This is a genomic window from Streptomyces sp. NPDC085596, from assembly GCF_044541565.1.
In the GTDB taxonomy this organism is placed as follows: Bacteria; Actinomycetota; Actinomycetes; order Streptomycetales; family Streptomycetaceae; genus Streptomyces.
Map to the genome: position 1 here is coordinate 158,312 of NZ_JBITTC010000008.1, position 14,641 is coordinate 172,952.

The 14,641-nt window shown below is 70.3% G+C and carries 10 protein-coding genes and 1 pseudogene; 7 read left to right on the forward strand and 4 right to left on the reverse strand.

The features are described from left to right. Positions 1–5 precede the first annotated feature (5 nt). Complete coding sequence (locus ACIGA3_RS23450) at positions 6–1,616, forward strand: amidohydrolase family protein (RefSeq protein WP_399718904.1); 1,611 nt, start codon at positions 6–8, stop codon at positions 1,614–1,616. 16 nt (positions 1,617–1,632) lie between these two features. Here the strand turns inward: ACIGA3_RS23450 and ACIGA3_RS23455 are convergent, their stop codons facing one another. Further along, the gene (locus tag ACIGA3_RS23455) at positions 1,633–2,457 is read right to left on the reverse strand and encodes a trypsin-like serine peptidase (RefSeq protein WP_399718906.1); all 825 of its coding nucleotides are present in this window, start codon (positions 2,455–2,457) and stop codon (positions 1,633–1,635) included. Between the two features lie 262 nt (positions 2,458–2,719). Between ACIGA3_RS23455 and ACIGA3_RS23460 the strand changes: the two genes are divergently transcribed. After that, a complete protein-coding gene (locus tag ACIGA3_RS23460; RefSeq protein WP_399719262.1) occupies positions 2,720–3,931 on the forward strand; it encodes a pyridoxal phosphate-dependent aminotransferase in 1,212 nt (403 codons plus the stop codon). 113 nt (positions 3,932–4,044) lie between these two features. Then, complete coding sequence (locus ACIGA3_RS23465) at positions 4,045–4,467, forward strand: hypothetical protein (protein WP_399718909.1); 423 nt, start codon at positions 4,045–4,047, stop codon at positions 4,465–4,467. A 6-nt stretch (positions 4,468–4,473) separates the two neighbouring features. On the opposite strand, the gene ACIGA3_RS23470 is transcribed toward ACIGA3_RS23465, so the two are convergent. Further along, complete coding sequence (locus tag ACIGA3_RS23470) at positions 4,474–6,306, reverse strand: phosphoenolpyruvate carboxykinase (GTP) (RefSeq protein WP_399718912.1); 1,833 nt, start codon at positions 6,304–6,306, stop codon at positions 4,474–4,476. A 368-nt stretch (positions 6,307–6,674) separates the two neighbouring features. Here ACIGA3_RS23470 and ACIGA3_RS23475 point away from each other — a divergent pair, with 368 nt between their 5' ends. After that, positions 6,675–7,358 carry a hemolysin III family protein gene (locus ACIGA3_RS23475; protein WP_399718915.1) on the forward strand — a complete coding sequence of 228 codons (684 nt, stop codon included), beginning with the start codon at positions 6,675–6,677 and terminating at the stop codon, positions 7,356–7,358. A 42-nt stretch (positions 7,359–7,400) separates the two neighbouring features. Further along, complete coding sequence (locus ACIGA3_RS23480; protein WP_399718917.1) at positions 7,401–8,132, forward strand: Mut7-C RNAse domain-containing protein; 732 nt, start codon at positions 7,401–7,403, stop codon at positions 8,130–8,132. A gap of 9 nt (positions 8,133–8,141) precedes the next feature. Here ACIGA3_RS23480 and ACIGA3_RS23485 read toward each other — a convergent pair whose 3' ends face one another. Together ACIGA3_RS23485 and ACIGA3_RS23490 are read right to left on the reverse strand one after the other, a co-directional pair. Next, complete coding sequence (locus tag ACIGA3_RS23485; protein WP_399718919.1) at positions 8,142–9,023, reverse strand: prohibitin family protein; 882 nt, start codon at positions 9,021–9,023, stop codon at positions 8,142–8,144. 114 nt (positions 9,024–9,137) lie between these two features. Beyond that, positions 9,138–11,191 (reverse strand): annotated as a pseudogene (locus ACIGA3_RS23490) (thioredoxin domain-containing protein). 300 nt (positions 11,192–11,491) lie between these two features. Between ACIGA3_RS23490 and ACIGA3_RS23495 the strand changes: the two are divergent. Together ACIGA3_RS23495 and ACIGA3_RS23500 are read left to right on the forward strand one after the other, a co-directional pair. Beyond that, on the forward strand, positions 11,492–13,846 hold the full coding sequence (locus tag ACIGA3_RS23495; protein ID WP_399718921.1) for an FdhF/YdeP family oxidoreductase: 2,355 nt from the start codon (positions 11,492–11,494) through the stop codon (positions 13,844–13,846). A 186-nt stretch (positions 13,847–14,032) separates the two neighbouring features. Continuing rightward, a complete protein-coding gene (locus ACIGA3_RS23500) occupies positions 14,033–14,587 on the forward strand; it encodes a DoxX family protein (RefSeq protein WP_399718923.1) in 555 nt (184 codons plus the stop codon). Positions 14,588–14,641: the final 54 nt, after the last annotated feature.

Here is a 14,641-nt window from a genome sequence, read left to right on the forward strand (position 1 = left end):
GGGGCATGGAAGAACTCGTCGTCCGGGACGTCGACGTGGTCGACGGCAGCGGGGCGCCCGCCTACCGCGCCGATGTGGTGGTCGACCGCGGCCGGATCGTGTCCATCGTCAAGGAGGCCGCGGGGGCGGGCTGTCAGCGCCCGCGCGCCCGGCGCGAGCTGGACGCGGAGGGGCTGGTCCTCTCCCCCGGTTTCATCGACATGCACGCCCACTCCGACCTGGCCCTGCTGCGCGACCCCGACCACAGCGCCAAGGCCGCCCAGGGCGTCACCCTCGAAGTGCTGGGCCAGGACGGCCTGTCGTACGCCCCCGTCGACGACCGCACGCTTCAGGAGGTGCGCCGGGCCATCACCGGCTGGAACGGCTACGGCGACGACCTCGACATGGACTGGCGCTCGGTCGGCGAGTACCTGGACCGGCTGGATCAGGGCATCGCGGTCAACGCGGCCTACCTGATCCCGCAGGGCACGGTCCGCGCGCTGGTCGTCGGCTGGGAGGACCGCCCGGCGACCCCGGCCGAGCTGGACCGGATGCGCCAATTGGTCGCGGAGGGCCTGGAACAGGGCGCGGTCGGCCTCTCCTCCGGCCTCACCTACACCCCCGGCATGTACGCGAACGACGCCGAACTGACCGAGCTGTGCCGGGTGGTGGCCTCCTACGGCGGCTACTACTGCCCCCACCACCGCTCCTACGGCGCGGGCGCCCTTCAGGCGTACGCCGAGATGGTCGCCCTCACCCGGGAGGCGGGCTGCCCGCTGCACCTGGCGCACGCCACCATGAACTTCGGGGTCAACGAGGGCCGCGCGCCCGAGCTGCTGGCCCTGCTCGACGCGGCCCTGGACGCGGGCGCCGACCTCACCCTGGACACGTATCCCTACACCCCCGGCTCCACCACCCTCGCCGCGCTGCTGCCCAGTTGGGCGAGCGAGGGCGGTCCGGCGGAGATCCTGGCCCGGCTCACCGAACCGGCGACCGCCGAGCGCGTCCGGCACCACCTGGAGGTCACCGGCTCGGACGGCTGCCACGGCGTACCGGCCCAGTGGGAGACGATCGAGGTCTCCGGCGTGACGAACCCGGCGCTGGCCCAGTACGTGGGCCGCACGGTGAAGGAGGCGGCGGCGATGCGCGGCGAGGAGCCGTGGGCCACCGTCCGGCACCTGCTGGTCGAGGACCGGCTCGGCACCACGATCCTCCAGCACGTCGGCCACGAGGAGAACGTCCGCGCGATCATGCGGCACCGCGCGCACACCGGCGGCTCGGACGGCATCCTCCAGGGCACCAAGCCGCACCCGCGCGCCTACGGCACCTTCCCGCGCTACCTCGGCACCTACGTCCGCGAGCTGGGCGTGCTGTCACTGGAGGAGTGCGTGGCCCGGCTGACCTCGCGGCCCGCGGCCCGGCTGCGGCTGCCGGACCGGGGCCTGGTGCGCGAGGGGTACCGCGCCGACCTGGTGCTGTTCGACCCGGCCACCGTCGCCGCCGGCGCCACCTTCGCGGAGCCGAGGACGCTGCCGACCGGGATTCCGCACGTCCTGGTGGACGGACGGTTCGTCATCGAGGACGGGCGGCGCACCGACGTGCTGGCCGGCCGGTCGGTGCGCCGTACCCCGGTGTGACGGTCAGGGCTGACGGTCAGGGCTTGGGCAGGGTGCAGCCGGCGGCGCTGAGATCGAGCTTGTTGCCGGTCGTGAAGCAGGCCGGTATCTGGTAGGTCTCCTGGGCGTAGTTGATGCCCTGGCGGACGGTGACCTTGCCGTTCTCGTCGACCTCGCACGGGTTGTTCTCGGTGCAGGACTGGCCGTCCTCGTTGCCCGTGTTGTTGACGGCGACGACCTTGCCGGTGGCGGTGTCGATCACCGGGGAGCCGGAGGTGCCGCCGATGGTGTTGCAGGCGGCGGTGTAGCGCAGCGAGTCCTTCCAGGTCCAGCCGCCCTCCTTCAGCCGGTACACGAACCCGTCCGCGTTGCAGGAGTAGATCCGCTTCCAGTAACCGGAGACGACCTTGATGCCGCTCCCGGCGACCGGGTGGGTGTCGCTCAGGGGAAGCGCGTTGATGCCGTACGAGCTCCGAATCGCCGCGTAGCTGGTGGTCAGCCGGTACAGGGTGACGTCGGTGTCGGTCATGGTCGAGTAGACGACCTGGTTGGCGCGGAGCGTGGCGACCTTGGTGCCGGCGGAGTTCAGCAGGCCGAAGGTGCGGCTGGAGGACTGGCCGGTGATGACCTGGCCGGGCTGCGGGAAGCCCGTCTCCAGGCAGTGCCCGTTGCTCAGCACCAGCGCGGGGTCGCTGTCCGCCGAGTTCGGCAGCCGGACGACGGAGCCGGAACAGTTGCTGAGCGACACGGTCCCGGCGAAGTCGACGGTCACCGCCTTGGCCTGCGGCGCGGCCACGGCGGGGGCCGCGCCGAACCCGGCGAGCGCCAGGGCGGAGAGCGCGGCCAGGAGAGGCTTGTTCATGTGGGGGTCCCCTCTTCGTGATTGTCATGCACATTGTCACGAGGGGGGCGAGGGAGGACAAGAGTGCCGACCCGAGGGGCCCCTTCCCGGCGGAGCGTCAACCCATGCCTCGAAAAACGGAGTTGGCACCCGATCCCGGTGTGCCCGCTCGCCAGTCCGACCGATACGGGTGATACCACCGCGAACTCGCCCGTCCCACGAGGTGGAACACGTGGTGGAAGACACCGCCCACCTGGCACGGGCGGGCCGTAAGCTCGCGGGCATGCAGGTGATCCAGTCGACCAAGCTCGCCAACGTCTGTTACGAGATCCGGGGCCCGGTGCTCGAGGAGGCGATGCGACTGGAGGCGGCCGGTCACCGCATCCTGAAGCTCAACACCGGCAACCCGGCCGCCTTCGGCTTCGAGTGCCCCCCGGAGATCCTGGAGGACATCCTCCGCAACGTCTCCACGGCCCACGGGTACGGCGACGCCAAGGGCCTGCTGGCCGCTCGCCGCGCGGTGGTCATGCACAACCAGAACCTCGGCATCGAGACCGACGTGGAGCACGTCTTCATCGGCAACGGCGTCTCCGAGCTGATCGTCATGGCCATGCAGGCCCTGCTCGACGACGGCGACGAGGTCCTCGTGCCCGCCCCGGACTATCCCCTCTGGACGGCGGCCGTCTCACTGTCCGGCGGCACCGCCGTGCACTACCGGTGCGACGAGCAGGCCGACTGGATGCCCGACCTCGCGGACATCGAGCGGAAGATCACCGACCGCACCAAGGCCCTGGTCATCATCAACCCGAACAACCCCACGGGCGCGGTCTACGACGAGGCGATGCTCAAGGGCCTCACCGACCTCGCCCGCCGCCACAACCTGCTGGTCTGCTCCGACGAGATCTACGACAAGATCCTCTACGACGGCGCCGTCCACACCCCCACCGCCAAGGTCGCCCCCGACCTGCTCACCCTCACCTTCAACGGCATGTCGAAGGCGTACCGGGTGGCCGGGTACCGGGTCGGCTGGATGGCCGTCTCCGGCCCGCGCGCACACGCCGACTCCTACCTCGAGGGCCTGACGATCCTGGCCAACATGCGGCTGTGCGCCAACATGCCGGGCCAGCACGGCGTGGTCGCGGCGCTCAGCGGCCGCCAGACGATCAACGACCTGGTGCTGCCGGGCGGCCGGCTGAAGGAGCAGATGGACACGGCGTACGAGCTGCTCACGCAGATCCCCGGCGTGAGCTGCGTACGCCCCAAGGGCGCGCTGTATCTCTTCCCGCGGCTGGACCCGAAGGTCTTCAAGGTCAAGGACGACCGGCAGCTGGTCCTGGACCTGCTGCGCGAGGAGAAGATCATGGTGGTCCAGGGCACCGGCTTCAACTGGCCCGAGCCCGACCACTTCCGCGTCGTCACGCTGCCCAACGTGGCCGATCTGACGGACGCGGTCACCCGGATCGGGACGTTCCTGGACGGCTACGGCCAGCCATAGGCGAGCGAAGGCGGCACCGGCCGTAGCCGCCGGGCCGCCGTCCGTGACTCGGCTCAACTTTAGACTGAATCCAAGCTAGGATAGTTTCCTGTCCGCGCAGAGGAGGCCGTCCCATGTACGAACCGATCCGCACCAAATCGGTCCACAGCACCCCGGCGGCCTCGGACTTCCCGCACCGCTCCCGCGAAGAGGAGCTGGACATCCAGCTGGCCGGACACCTCGCCGCCCTGCTCGCCGTCACGGACGAACTGCGCGGCCCGGCCCCCGGCCCCGAGCTGGACGCGGCCGCCGAGCGGCTGTCCGCCGCGGTGAGCCGGCTGCGCGGCGGCCGGCCTCCGGTACGGGCGGTGCCGGGAGCGGCCGCCGATCCGGCGCCGCTGCACCGCCGGGCGCACACCCTCGCCGGCCGCGCCCTGATCGTCGCCGCCTCCCGCGCGGACACGGCGGCCGCGATCCTGGCCGCCGAGCGGATGGAAGCCCACACGGCCGCGCTGGCCGCACCGGCCGCGCCGAGGGAACTCAGCGCGGCCCGCTGACCCGGCTCAGCCGAGGCGCTCGACCAGCGCCCGGTACTGGTCCCACAGCTCCTTGGGCGTGTGATCACCGAAGGTGTTCAGGTGCTCGGGCACCAGGGACGCCTCCTCGCGCCACACCTCCTTGTCGACGGTGAGCAGGAAGTCCAGCTCGGCCTCGGTCAGGTCCAGGCCCTCGGTGTCCAGGGAGCCCTTGGCCGGCAGCACGCCGATCGGGGTCTCGACGCCCTCGGCACGGCCGTCAAGACGGTCCACGATCCACTTCAGGACGCGGCTGTTCTCACCGAAGCCCGGCCAGACGAACTTGCCCTCGCCGTCCTTGCGGAACCAGTTGACGTAGTAGATCCGCGGCAGCTTCTCCGGGTCCTTGTCCTTGGCCACGTCGATCCAGTGGGCCATGTAGTCGCCCATGTTGTAGCCGCAGAACGGCAGCATGGCGAAGGGGTCCCGGCGCAGCTCGCCGACCTTGCCCTCGGCGGCGGCGGTCTTCTCGCTCGCCACATTGGCGCCGAGGAACACACCGTGGTTCCAGTCGAAGGACTCGGTGACCAGCGGCACCGCGCTGGCCCGGCGGCCGCCGAAGAGGATCGCGGAGATCGGCACCCCGCGCGGGTCCTCCCACTCGGGCGCGATGATCGGGCACTGGTCGGCGGGGACCGTGAAACGGGCGTTGGGGTGGGCGGCCGGGGTGCCGGACTCCGGCGTCCAGTCGTTGCCCTTCCAGTCGGTCAGGTGGGCGGGCTGCTCCTCGGTCATGCCCTCCCACCACACGTCGCCGTCGTCGGTGAGGGCGACGTTGGTGAAGACCGCGTTGCCCCACAGGGTCTTCATCGCGTTGGCGTTGGTGTGCTCGCCGGTACCGGGCGCGACGCCGAAGAAACCGGCCTCGGGGTTGATCGCGTACAGCCGGCCGTCCTCGCCGAAGCGCATCCAGGCGATGTCGTCGCCGATGGTCTCCACGCTCCAGCCGGAGACGGTGGGCTCCAGCATGGCGAGGTTGGTCTTGCCGCAGGCGCTCGGGAAGGCGGCGGCGACGTACTTCGGCTCCCCGTGCGGGGGCGTGAGCTTGAGGATGAGCATGTGCTCGGCCAGCCAGCCCTCGTCACGGGCCATGACGGAGGCGATGCGCAGGGCGTAGCACTTCTTGCCGAGCAGGGCGTTGCCGCCGTAGCCGGAGCCGTAGGACCAGATCTCGCGGCTCTCGGGGAAGTGCGAGATGTACTTGGTGGAGTTGCAGGGCCACGGCACGTCCTGCTCGCCCGGCGCCAACGGGGCGCCGAGGGTGTGCACGGCCTTGACGAACTCACCGTCCGCGCCCAGCTCCTCCAGCACGGCGCTGCCCATGCGGGTCATGGTGCGCATCGAGGCGGCGACGTAGGCGGAGTCGGTGATCTCCACGCCGAGCGCGGAGAGCGGGGAGCCGAGCGGGCCCATGCAGAAGGGCACGACGTACATGGTGCGGCCGCGCATGGAGCCCCGGAACAGGCCGCCCTCGCCGCCGTCCCCCTGGAAGATCTCCCGCATCTCGGCGGGGTCCTTCCAGTGGTTGGTCGGGCCCGCGTCGGCCTCCTTCTGCGAGCAGATGAAGGTCCGGTCCTCGACCCGCGCGACGTCGGTCGGGTCGGAGGCCGCGTGGTACGAGTGGGGACGCTTGACGGGGTCGAGCCGGGTGAAGGTGCCCTTGGCGACGAGCTCCTCGCACAGGCGCTCGTACTCGGCCTCGGAGCCGTCACACCAGACCACGTTGTCCGGCTGCGTCAGTTCGGCGATCTCGTCGACCCACGAGATCAGTTCCTGATGGGTGGTCGGGATGACGGTGGGAGCCGCGTTGTCGCGCGCCACGATCGCTCCTAAGTGAGGGTTTATGGCCCTGGGTGAGGGATTTTCTCGGCCCCTTGGGGGCTGCGGCCCGAATGCCCGGCGGCAACCCCGATCGGGGTCGACGCTCATCCGGTACCGACCGCACTCATTTGATCATCCGATGCGAGTGCGCATATGTCCAGAGGGCGTCACAGGTGAGCGAGTACCCCCGAACCGGCGCGTTTCGCGTCCGCCCAGCTGACATGCGCACCTCTTTGCGCGCACCTGGGACGCACATGGCGAATTCTTTGCGCGCGGGGCACATGGCGGCCGTGAGACGATGGATCTTGGCGCGGCCCCGGCCACCCACCCCAGGGGGCTGATCCGTAACTTACGGTTGCGTAGGTACGATGCGGTTCATGACTGCGTCCGTTTCCGCCGCGCTCTCCCTGCCGGAACCCGTCAAGCCCCGGCTCCGTGGCTGGCTGCACCTGGGCATGTTCCCGGCCGCACTCATCGCGGGCCTGGTGCTGACCGCCCTCGCCGACTCCCCCCGAGGCCGCGTCGCCTGCGGGATCTACGCCCTGACGGCGTGTCTGCTCTTCGGTGTCAGCGCGCTGTACCACCGAGGCGACTGGAGTCCCCGGATGGACGGTGTCCTGCGCCGCCTCGACCACTCCAACATCTTCCTGATCATCGCCGGCACCTACACCCCGCTCACCGTGCTGCTCCTGCCGGGCAGCAAGGGGCAGTGGCTGCTGTGGGGCATCTGGGCCGCCGCCCTCGCCGGCATCGCCTTCCGCGTCTTCTGGGTCGGCGCGCCCCGCTGGCTGTACACCCCGTGCTACATCGCCATGGGCTGGGCCGCCGTCTTCTTCCTGCCCGACTTCATGCGCACCGGCGGCGTCGCCGTCCTGGTCCTGGTGGTCGTCGGCGGGCTGCTGTACAGCGCCGGGGGCGTGGTCTACGGCATCAAGAAGCCCAACCCCTCACCGCGCTGGTTCGGCTTCCACGAGGTCTTCCACTCCCTCACGCTCGCCGCGTTCATCGTGCACTACATCGGCATCTCGCTGGTCGCGTACCAGCACTCCTGACGCCGTGGACGGCGGGTCCGGCGGCCGTGCCATCCTGGCCGGGTGAACGGACCCGTGATCCACCTGGAAGTCGCCCCGGACCTGCACCTGTTCGTGCCGCACGCGCACCGGGCGGGCATCGCCGAACTCGGCATCGACGGCGTCTCCTCCCTCGGCCATGCCGTGGAGTCCCTCGGCATCCCGCTGACCGAGGTCGGCACCCTGACCGTGGACGGCCGGGAGGTCCCCCGCGCCCACGTCCCGGCCGACGGCGAGTCCGTCCACGTAGGCCCGGTCCGGCGCCCCCAGCAGGTGCCCGGCGCCCCGCTGCGCTTCCTGCTCGACGTCCACCTCGGCACCCTCGCCCGCCGGATGCGTCTGCTCGGCGTGGACACGGCGTACGAGTCCACCGACATCGGCGACCCGGCGCTCGCCGCGCGCTCGGCGGCCGAACGCCGGGTCCTGCTCAGCCGCGACCGGGGCCTGCTGCGCCGGCGCGAGCTGTGGGCCGGGGCGTACGTGTACAGCACCCGGCCCGAGCAGCAGCTCCGCGACGTACTGGAACGCTTCGCCCCGGACCTGGCCCCCTGGTCCCGCTGCACCGCCTGCAACGGCCCGCTGCACCCCGCCACCAAGTCCCAGGTGGCCGACCGCCTGGAGGCCGGCACCCGGGACACGTACGACGTGTTCGCGGCGTGCGGGGACTGCGGGCGGGCGTACTGGAAGGGGGCGCACCACGAGAAGCTGGAGGCGATCGTGGCGGAGGCGGTGCGGTTCCGGGCGGGACTTTCCTAGCGGCAGAGACTAGTTCTTGGTGCCGTCCACGATGACCGGGGTGCCGCCGGAGCCGCTGCCGCACGGGACGGCGTACACCGGGTGGGACTTGGCGGCCTCCCGGTAGGCGTCCAGGCACTGGTTGTACAGCACCTTGTCGCTCAGGGAGCGCTCCAGGATCTTGTTGGCGCGGGCGGTGCCCTCCGCCTCGATCCGCTTGCGCTCCGCCTCCGCCTTGGCCGTCCGCGCGGCCTCGACGGCGCGCTCGGTGGCCTGCTGCTGCTGGATCTTCTTGTCGATCTGGACCTGCAACTGCTTCGACGGCCGGACATTGCGCAGATTGACGGTGGTCACGTCGATCCCGCGCGGTGCCAGCCGCTCCTTCACCAGGCGCTCGATCTCCGCGCTGACCCGCTCACGAGCGGAGGCGTACCCCTCCTCGCTGGTGTGCTTGGCGAAGACATTGCGGACGATCTCGCGGCTGTCGGGCAGCACCAGCCGCTCCTGGACGGCGTCCTCGCTGCCGGCCAGCCGGTACAGCTCGACCGCCTTGCGCGGTACGACGGCCCACTTGATGGTGACGTCCGCGTACAGCACCCCGCCCTGCGAGGAGCGGACCTCCACCACGTCGTCGCCGCCCAGGTCGAGGTCCACCGGGCGGGTGGAGAAGGAGGTGACGTCGGTGAACGGCGACTTGAGGTGCATGCCGGAAGTCAGCGGCGTACCGACCCGGCCGAACGTCACCGGCACGCCGACCTCATAGGCGCTGACCACATAGACACAGGCGAAGACACCGGCCAGGACCCCACCCAGGGCGCCGAGCGCGGCCCCAAGCTTCCAGCCGGTCTCGCCCCGGCCACGTCCGACGAAGAAGAGCACGACCGCGGCGATGAGCAGCAGTATGGACAGCACGAACACGGGCTTCCCCCCACAGGATGCGCCACCCTGTGTGCGGGCGGCGGGCAGCGCATCGTAGCGGGCACAGGTGTACGGGAAGTAGCCGTCTATCGTGCCCAGTTCGGCCGGTCAGGGACCTTCCAGCGCCGTGCGCAGCGCGTCGGGGCCGGTCACCGGGGCCTCACAGGTGAAGTTGCGGCAGACATAGGCGGCCGGGTCGCCGCCGACGAGGGGGCGGTGGGCGAGGAGGGGGAACTCCTCCCCGTCCGGGGTGCCCGCCGCGACGACCGCGCCGGGGGCGGTGGCGAGGAGGGCCGCGCGGTGCAGGGCAGCAGTGTGCTCGTCGGTGAGGGACGGGCCGACGACCGCGACCTCGCGGGGGCCGTCGAGCTGCGCCTCGGCCGCGGCGAGGCCCCAGCCGACGAACCGGGGCACCCTCGGCCCGAGTGCCTTGACCACGCCGAGGGCGCGCTCGGCGGCGGTCCGGTGGGCCTCGGAGCCGGTGTGCGCGGCGTAGGACAGCAGGGCGGCGGCCGCGGCGGACCAGCCGGAGGGGGTCGCGTTGTCGGTGGGGTCCTGCGGGCGGCGGATGAGCTGCTCGGCGTCGGAGGCGGTGTCGTACAGCGCGCCGCTCTCCGGGTCGGTGAAGCGGGTCATGACCTGGTCGAGGAGGAGCCCGGCGAAGTCCAGCCAGACGCCCTCGCCGGTCACGGAGGCCAGCGCGAGGAAGCCCTCGGCGACGTCGGCGTAGTCCTCCAGCACCCCGGTGTTGGCACCGGCCCGGCCGTCGCGGCTGGTCCGGGTGAGGTGGCCGTGCTCGTCGAGGTGGACGCGGACCAGGTGGTCGGCGGCGGCGACGGCGGCCTCGATCAGGTCGGGGCGGTCGAAGTAGGCGCCGGTCTCGGCGAGCGCGGCGACAGCGAGGCCGTTCCAGGCGGCGACGACCTTGTCGTCCCGGCCGGGCGCGGGCCGCCGGGACCGCTCGGCGAGCATCCGCTCCTTGACGGAGGCGATCCGGCCGGCGTCGAACACCCGCTCGGCCTGCGGCAGTTGAAGCACCGACTGGCCGTGCTCGAAGGTTCCCTCGTCGGTCACGCCGAAGTATTCGGCGGCCAGGTCACCGTCCTCGTCCCCGAGAAGGGCACGCAGGTGCTCGGGCGTCCAGACGTAGTACGCGCCCTCGACGTGCTTACCGGTGCCGTCGTCACTGTCGGCGTCCAGCGCGGAGGCGAACCCGCCCTCCTCGGTGCGGAGTTCGCCTACGAGGAAGTCGGCGGTCTCCAGTGCGACCCGGCGGGCGAGGTCGGAGCCGGTGGTGCGCCAGAGGTGGGCGTAAACCCGACAAAGCAGTGCATTGTCGTAAAGCATTTTTTCAAAGTGCGGTACGACCCAGTCGCGGTCCACGGAGTAGCGGGCGAAGCCGCCGCCGAGCTGGTCGTAGATGCCGCCGCGGGCCATCCGCTCGCAGGTGTCGCTCGCCATCTGGAGGGCGCCCTCGGAGCCGGTGCGGGCGTGGTGGCGGAGCAGGAACTCCAGCGCCATGGACGGCGGGAACTTCGGCGCGCCGCCGAATCCGCCGCGCTGCGGGTCGTACTCACGGGTGAGCCCGAGGAGGGCCTGCGCGAGTTCCTCCTCACCGGGCACACCGGCCGCCTGCTGGACGATCTCCCGCTGGGCGAGGTCCCGCGTGATCTTCCCGGCGACCTCGGTGACCTCGTCCCGCCGGCCGTCCCACGCCTGGTGGACACCCTCCAGCACCTGCCCGAAGGAGGGCATGCCGTGCCGGGGGCGGGGCGGGAAGTAGGTGCCGAAGTAGAAGGGCTCGGCCTCCGGCGTGAGAAACACGGTCATGGGCCACCCACCCTGCCCGGTCGCCGCCTGCACGGCCTCCATGTACACCGCGTCGACATCCGGCCGCTCTTCCCGGTCGACCTTCACACTGACGAAGTTCTCGTTCAGATAGTCGGCGGTGGCCTGATCCTCGAAGGACTCGTGCGCCATGACGTGACACCAGTAAATCGTCAGAAGCATAAGTGGCAGGACGCATAGCCCACACTCAAGAGGATGGGCACGTCCCGCCGCTTGGCTTCCGTCATCGCCTCCTCTCCCCATGGCCACCAGTCCACTGGATTGGAGGCGTGCTGGAGTAGGTAGGGCGACTGCTCATCAGCCAGTCGGTTCATACCGCCATGGTGGCACGACGCCGACCGCGATGCGTGATCATCCGAGCTTCTGGCGAGGCCGCCGACGATCACCCCTGTTCAGCAGCCATCGAACCGCCACAAGGGGCATCGATCCGGGGCGCGAGCCGGAGCCTGCCGCTGTGCCGCGCAGCCCGGAGGTGGCCGGGTCGATCAACTGGCAGTCGCCCAGGTCGATGCCGAGGTCGGCGGCCTTCTTGCGGCTCGGCCAGGCACTCGCGATGCCTGTCGTTCGACGGAGACCTATGCTCAACGATATGGCGCTGAGCTGAGGGGACAGTCATGGGTGATGAGGAGCTGTTCGAAGGCGACGCCGAGATCAGGTGGCAGGAGAGGGCTGCCGCAGGCCAGCCGCTGGAGCCGCGGGTGGGCCCGGTGCCCAAGGGGCCGCCCAAGTCGAAGCCGTACACCCATCCGGCGGCGGGCTGGGGTGCGGCCAAGGCCGTCACCGAGTTCCTGATCGACGAGCGCGAGGTCGTGGACGGCACCCTTGAGATGCTGAAGATGAACCAGGAGGACAAGGGCGGCTTCGACTGCCCCGGCTGCGCGTGGCCCGACACCAAAGACCTGGCGCTGGACCTCTGCGAGAACGGCATCAAGCACACCACGTGGGAGATGACGGGCAAGCGTGTCACCCGCGAGTTCTTCGCGAAGCACACCGTCACCTCGCTGTTCGACTGGAACGACCACGACCTCGAGGCAGAGGGCCGGCTGACCGAGCCGATGGTCTACGACCCGGAGACCGACCATTACGTGCCGATCAGCTGGGCGGACGCGTTCAAGCTCTTCGGCGACAGCGTCCGGGCCCTGGATAGTCCGGACCAGGCCGCGTACTACACCTCGGGACGGCTGGGCAACGAGGCCTCCTTCCTCTATCAGCTCATGGCCCGCGAGCTGGGCACCAACAACCAGCCGGACTGCGCCAACATGTGCACGGAGGCCGGCAGCCGGGCGATGCTCGCCGCGCTCGGCACCGGCAAGGGCACCGTGGACCTGGGGGACTGGGAGGCCGCGGACGCCGTCTTCGTGGTCGGCATCAACGCCGCGTCCAACGCGCCGCGCATGCTCACCCCGCTGGCGCAGCTCTACCGCGAGGGCAAGAAGATCGTCCACATCAACCCGCAGATCGAGGCGGGCGCCACCCGTACGATCATCCCGCACGACATCCTGGCGATGGCGACCTTCCACGCCACCCCGACCAGCAACCTCAACATCCAGCCGCGGTCCGCGGGCGACATGGCGCTGATGCGCGGCATCGCCAAGGCCACCCTGGATATGGCCGGGAACGACGAGCACGCGATCGACCGGCAGTTCCTGGAGCGCCACACGGAGGGGTTCGAGGAGTACCGGAGGGTGGTCGAGGCGACCTCCTGGGACGAGATCGTCCACCAGTCGGGCGTGGCCAAGGAGGACATCCTCAAAGCGGCCGCGATCTACCGCGAGGCCGACCGGTCGATCATCACCTGGGGCCTGGGCGTGAACCAGCACGAGCACGCCGTCGACACCATCCGCGAGATCGTCAACGTACTGCTGCTGCGCGGCAACCTCGGCCGCGAGGGCGCCGGCGCCGCGCCCAACCGCGGCCACAGCAACGTGCAGGGCAACCGCACCTGCGGCATCACCAACGCCCCCACCCCGGAGTTCCTCGACAAACTCGCCGAGGTCTGCGGGATCGACCCACCGCGCGAAGAGGGGCTGGACGTCGTCGGCACCATCGAGGCGATGGACCGGGGCGACATCAAGGTCTTCGTCGGGATGGCGGGCAACTTCGCGCTGGCCTCGCCCGACACCAGGTTCACCTACGCGAGCCTGCGGAAGGTGGACCTGACCGTCTACGTCAGCACCAAGCTCAACCGCAGCCATCTCGTCCACGGCATGCGGGCGCTGATCCTGCCGTGCCTGGGCCGCACCGAGAAGGACGTCCAGCGGGGCACACCGCAGCGGATCTCCGTCGAGGACGGCGACTCGATGGTCCACCTCTCGCAGGGCAACCAGCACCCGGCCTCGCCGCAGCTGCTCTCCGAGCCCGCGATCATCGCCGGTCTCGCCCGGGCGGCGCTGCCCGACTCGAAGACCCCGTGGGAGTGGTACGTCGAGGACTACGACCGCATCCGCGACACCATGGCGGACGCCCTGTACGGCTTCGAGGACTTCAACCGGCGCGTCCGGCTGCCGATGGGCTTCCGGATCAAGCAGCCCGCCCGCGAACTGGTCTTCCTCACCCCTTCCGGGCGCGCCGAGTTCTCGCACGCCCCGCTGCCCGACGTGGTGCCCCGAGACGGACGGCTCGTCCTGGGCGCGATGCGCTCCCACGACCAGTGGAACACCACGATCTACACCGACAACGACCGCTACCGGGGCATCCACAACCTGCGCACGCTCGTCTTCATGAACGGTGACGACATGCGCGAACGTGGCCTGGAGGAATTCCAGCCGACCCTGATCACGGCATACGCCAAGGACGGCACCCAGCGCACGCTGAAAGGCTTCCTCGCGGTCAAGCACGACATCCCGCGCGGCGTCGCCGCCGGCTACATGCCGGAGCTGAACCAACTGATCTCGATCAGCGACTACAGCACCCAGAGCGACCAGCCGCTGATGAAACAGCTGAACGTCACGATCGAACAAGACACCTGACGACGCGCGATCCGCTCACACGCAGATCGGGTTCATCGCCCGGCCCGCGATGGTCGACCCCCGTAACACCGGCCGATCAACCGTAAGGATCTCAACGTCAGTTGGATCGATAAGGTGGTGCTGGAGTTCGAGGTCTCCGCCGTCAAGCAGCTCTGATCTTTCCCGCCAACTGCTAGGAGAACCACCATGACCGCGACGTGCACGGACCAACGACGTGATATGGGCCTGCTGTTGCTCCGTCTGGGTGTCGGTGGCACGCTGGCCGCGCACGGCGCGCAGAAGCTGCTCGGCTGGTTCGGCGGGGGCGGCATCAAGGGCACGGCCAAGTTCATGGAGTCCGTCGGCTTCGAGCCGGGCAAGCAGAGCGCGATGGCCGCCGGAATCGCCGAGGGGGGAGGGGGCACCCTGCTGGCCCTCGGCCTTGCCACGCCCGCCGCCGGTGCGCTGGCGGCCGGCGCCATGGGGGGCGCCAGCGCGGTGACCTGTCACAACGGTTTCTTCGCCCAGAAGGGCGGCGACGAACTCTCCACCGTCCTGGGTATCGCCGCCGTGGCGATCGCCGTCTCGGGCCCCGGCCGCTACTCTCTCGACCACGCCTTCCGTAACGTGCTCAACCGCCCGTGGATGGTCCCCACGGCGCTCGCCGTGGTGGGCACGGGAACGGCGCTGGTGGTACGCAAGCGCAACAGGAACCTGCAGAGGTCGCAGGAGCAGGACGCGTCGACAGGGGCCAAGGGATAGTCGGCGGTCGAAGGTCCTCGACTCAGGGATCGCCGCCTGTGACGAAGGTGGAGC

What these genes read in the sequence shown, in the direction of transcription:
- ACIGA3_RS23450 (WP_399718904.1), top strand. Translation starts at nt 6, where the DNA reads ATGGAAGAACTCGTCGTCCGGGACGTCGACGTGGTCGACGGCAGCGGG.
- ACIGA3_RS23455 (WP_399718906.1), bottom strand. Translation starts at nt 2,457, where the DNA reads ATGAACAAGCCTCTCCTGGCCGCGCTCTCCGCCCTGGCGCTCGCCGGG.
- ACIGA3_RS23475 (WP_399718915.1), top strand. Translation starts at nt 6,675, where the DNA reads ATGCGGTTCATGACTGCGTCCGTTTCCGCCGCGCTCTCCCTGCCGGAA.
- ACIGA3_RS23495 (WP_399718921.1), top strand. Translation starts at nt 11,492, where the DNA reads ATGGGTGATGAGGAGCTGTTCGAAGGCGACGCCGAGATCAGGTGGCAG.
- ACIGA3_RS23460 (WP_399719262.1), top strand. Translation starts at nt 2,720, where the DNA reads ATGCAGGTGATCCAGTCGACCAAGCTCGCCAACGTCTGTTACGAGATC.
- ACIGA3_RS23500 (WP_399718923.1), top strand. Translation starts at nt 14,033, where the DNA reads ATGACCGCGACGTGCACGGACCAACGACGTGATATGGGCCTGCTGTTG.
- ACIGA3_RS23465 (WP_399718909.1), top strand. Translation starts at nt 4,045, where the DNA reads ATGTACGAACCGATCCGCACCAAATCGGTCCACAGCACCCCGGCGGCC.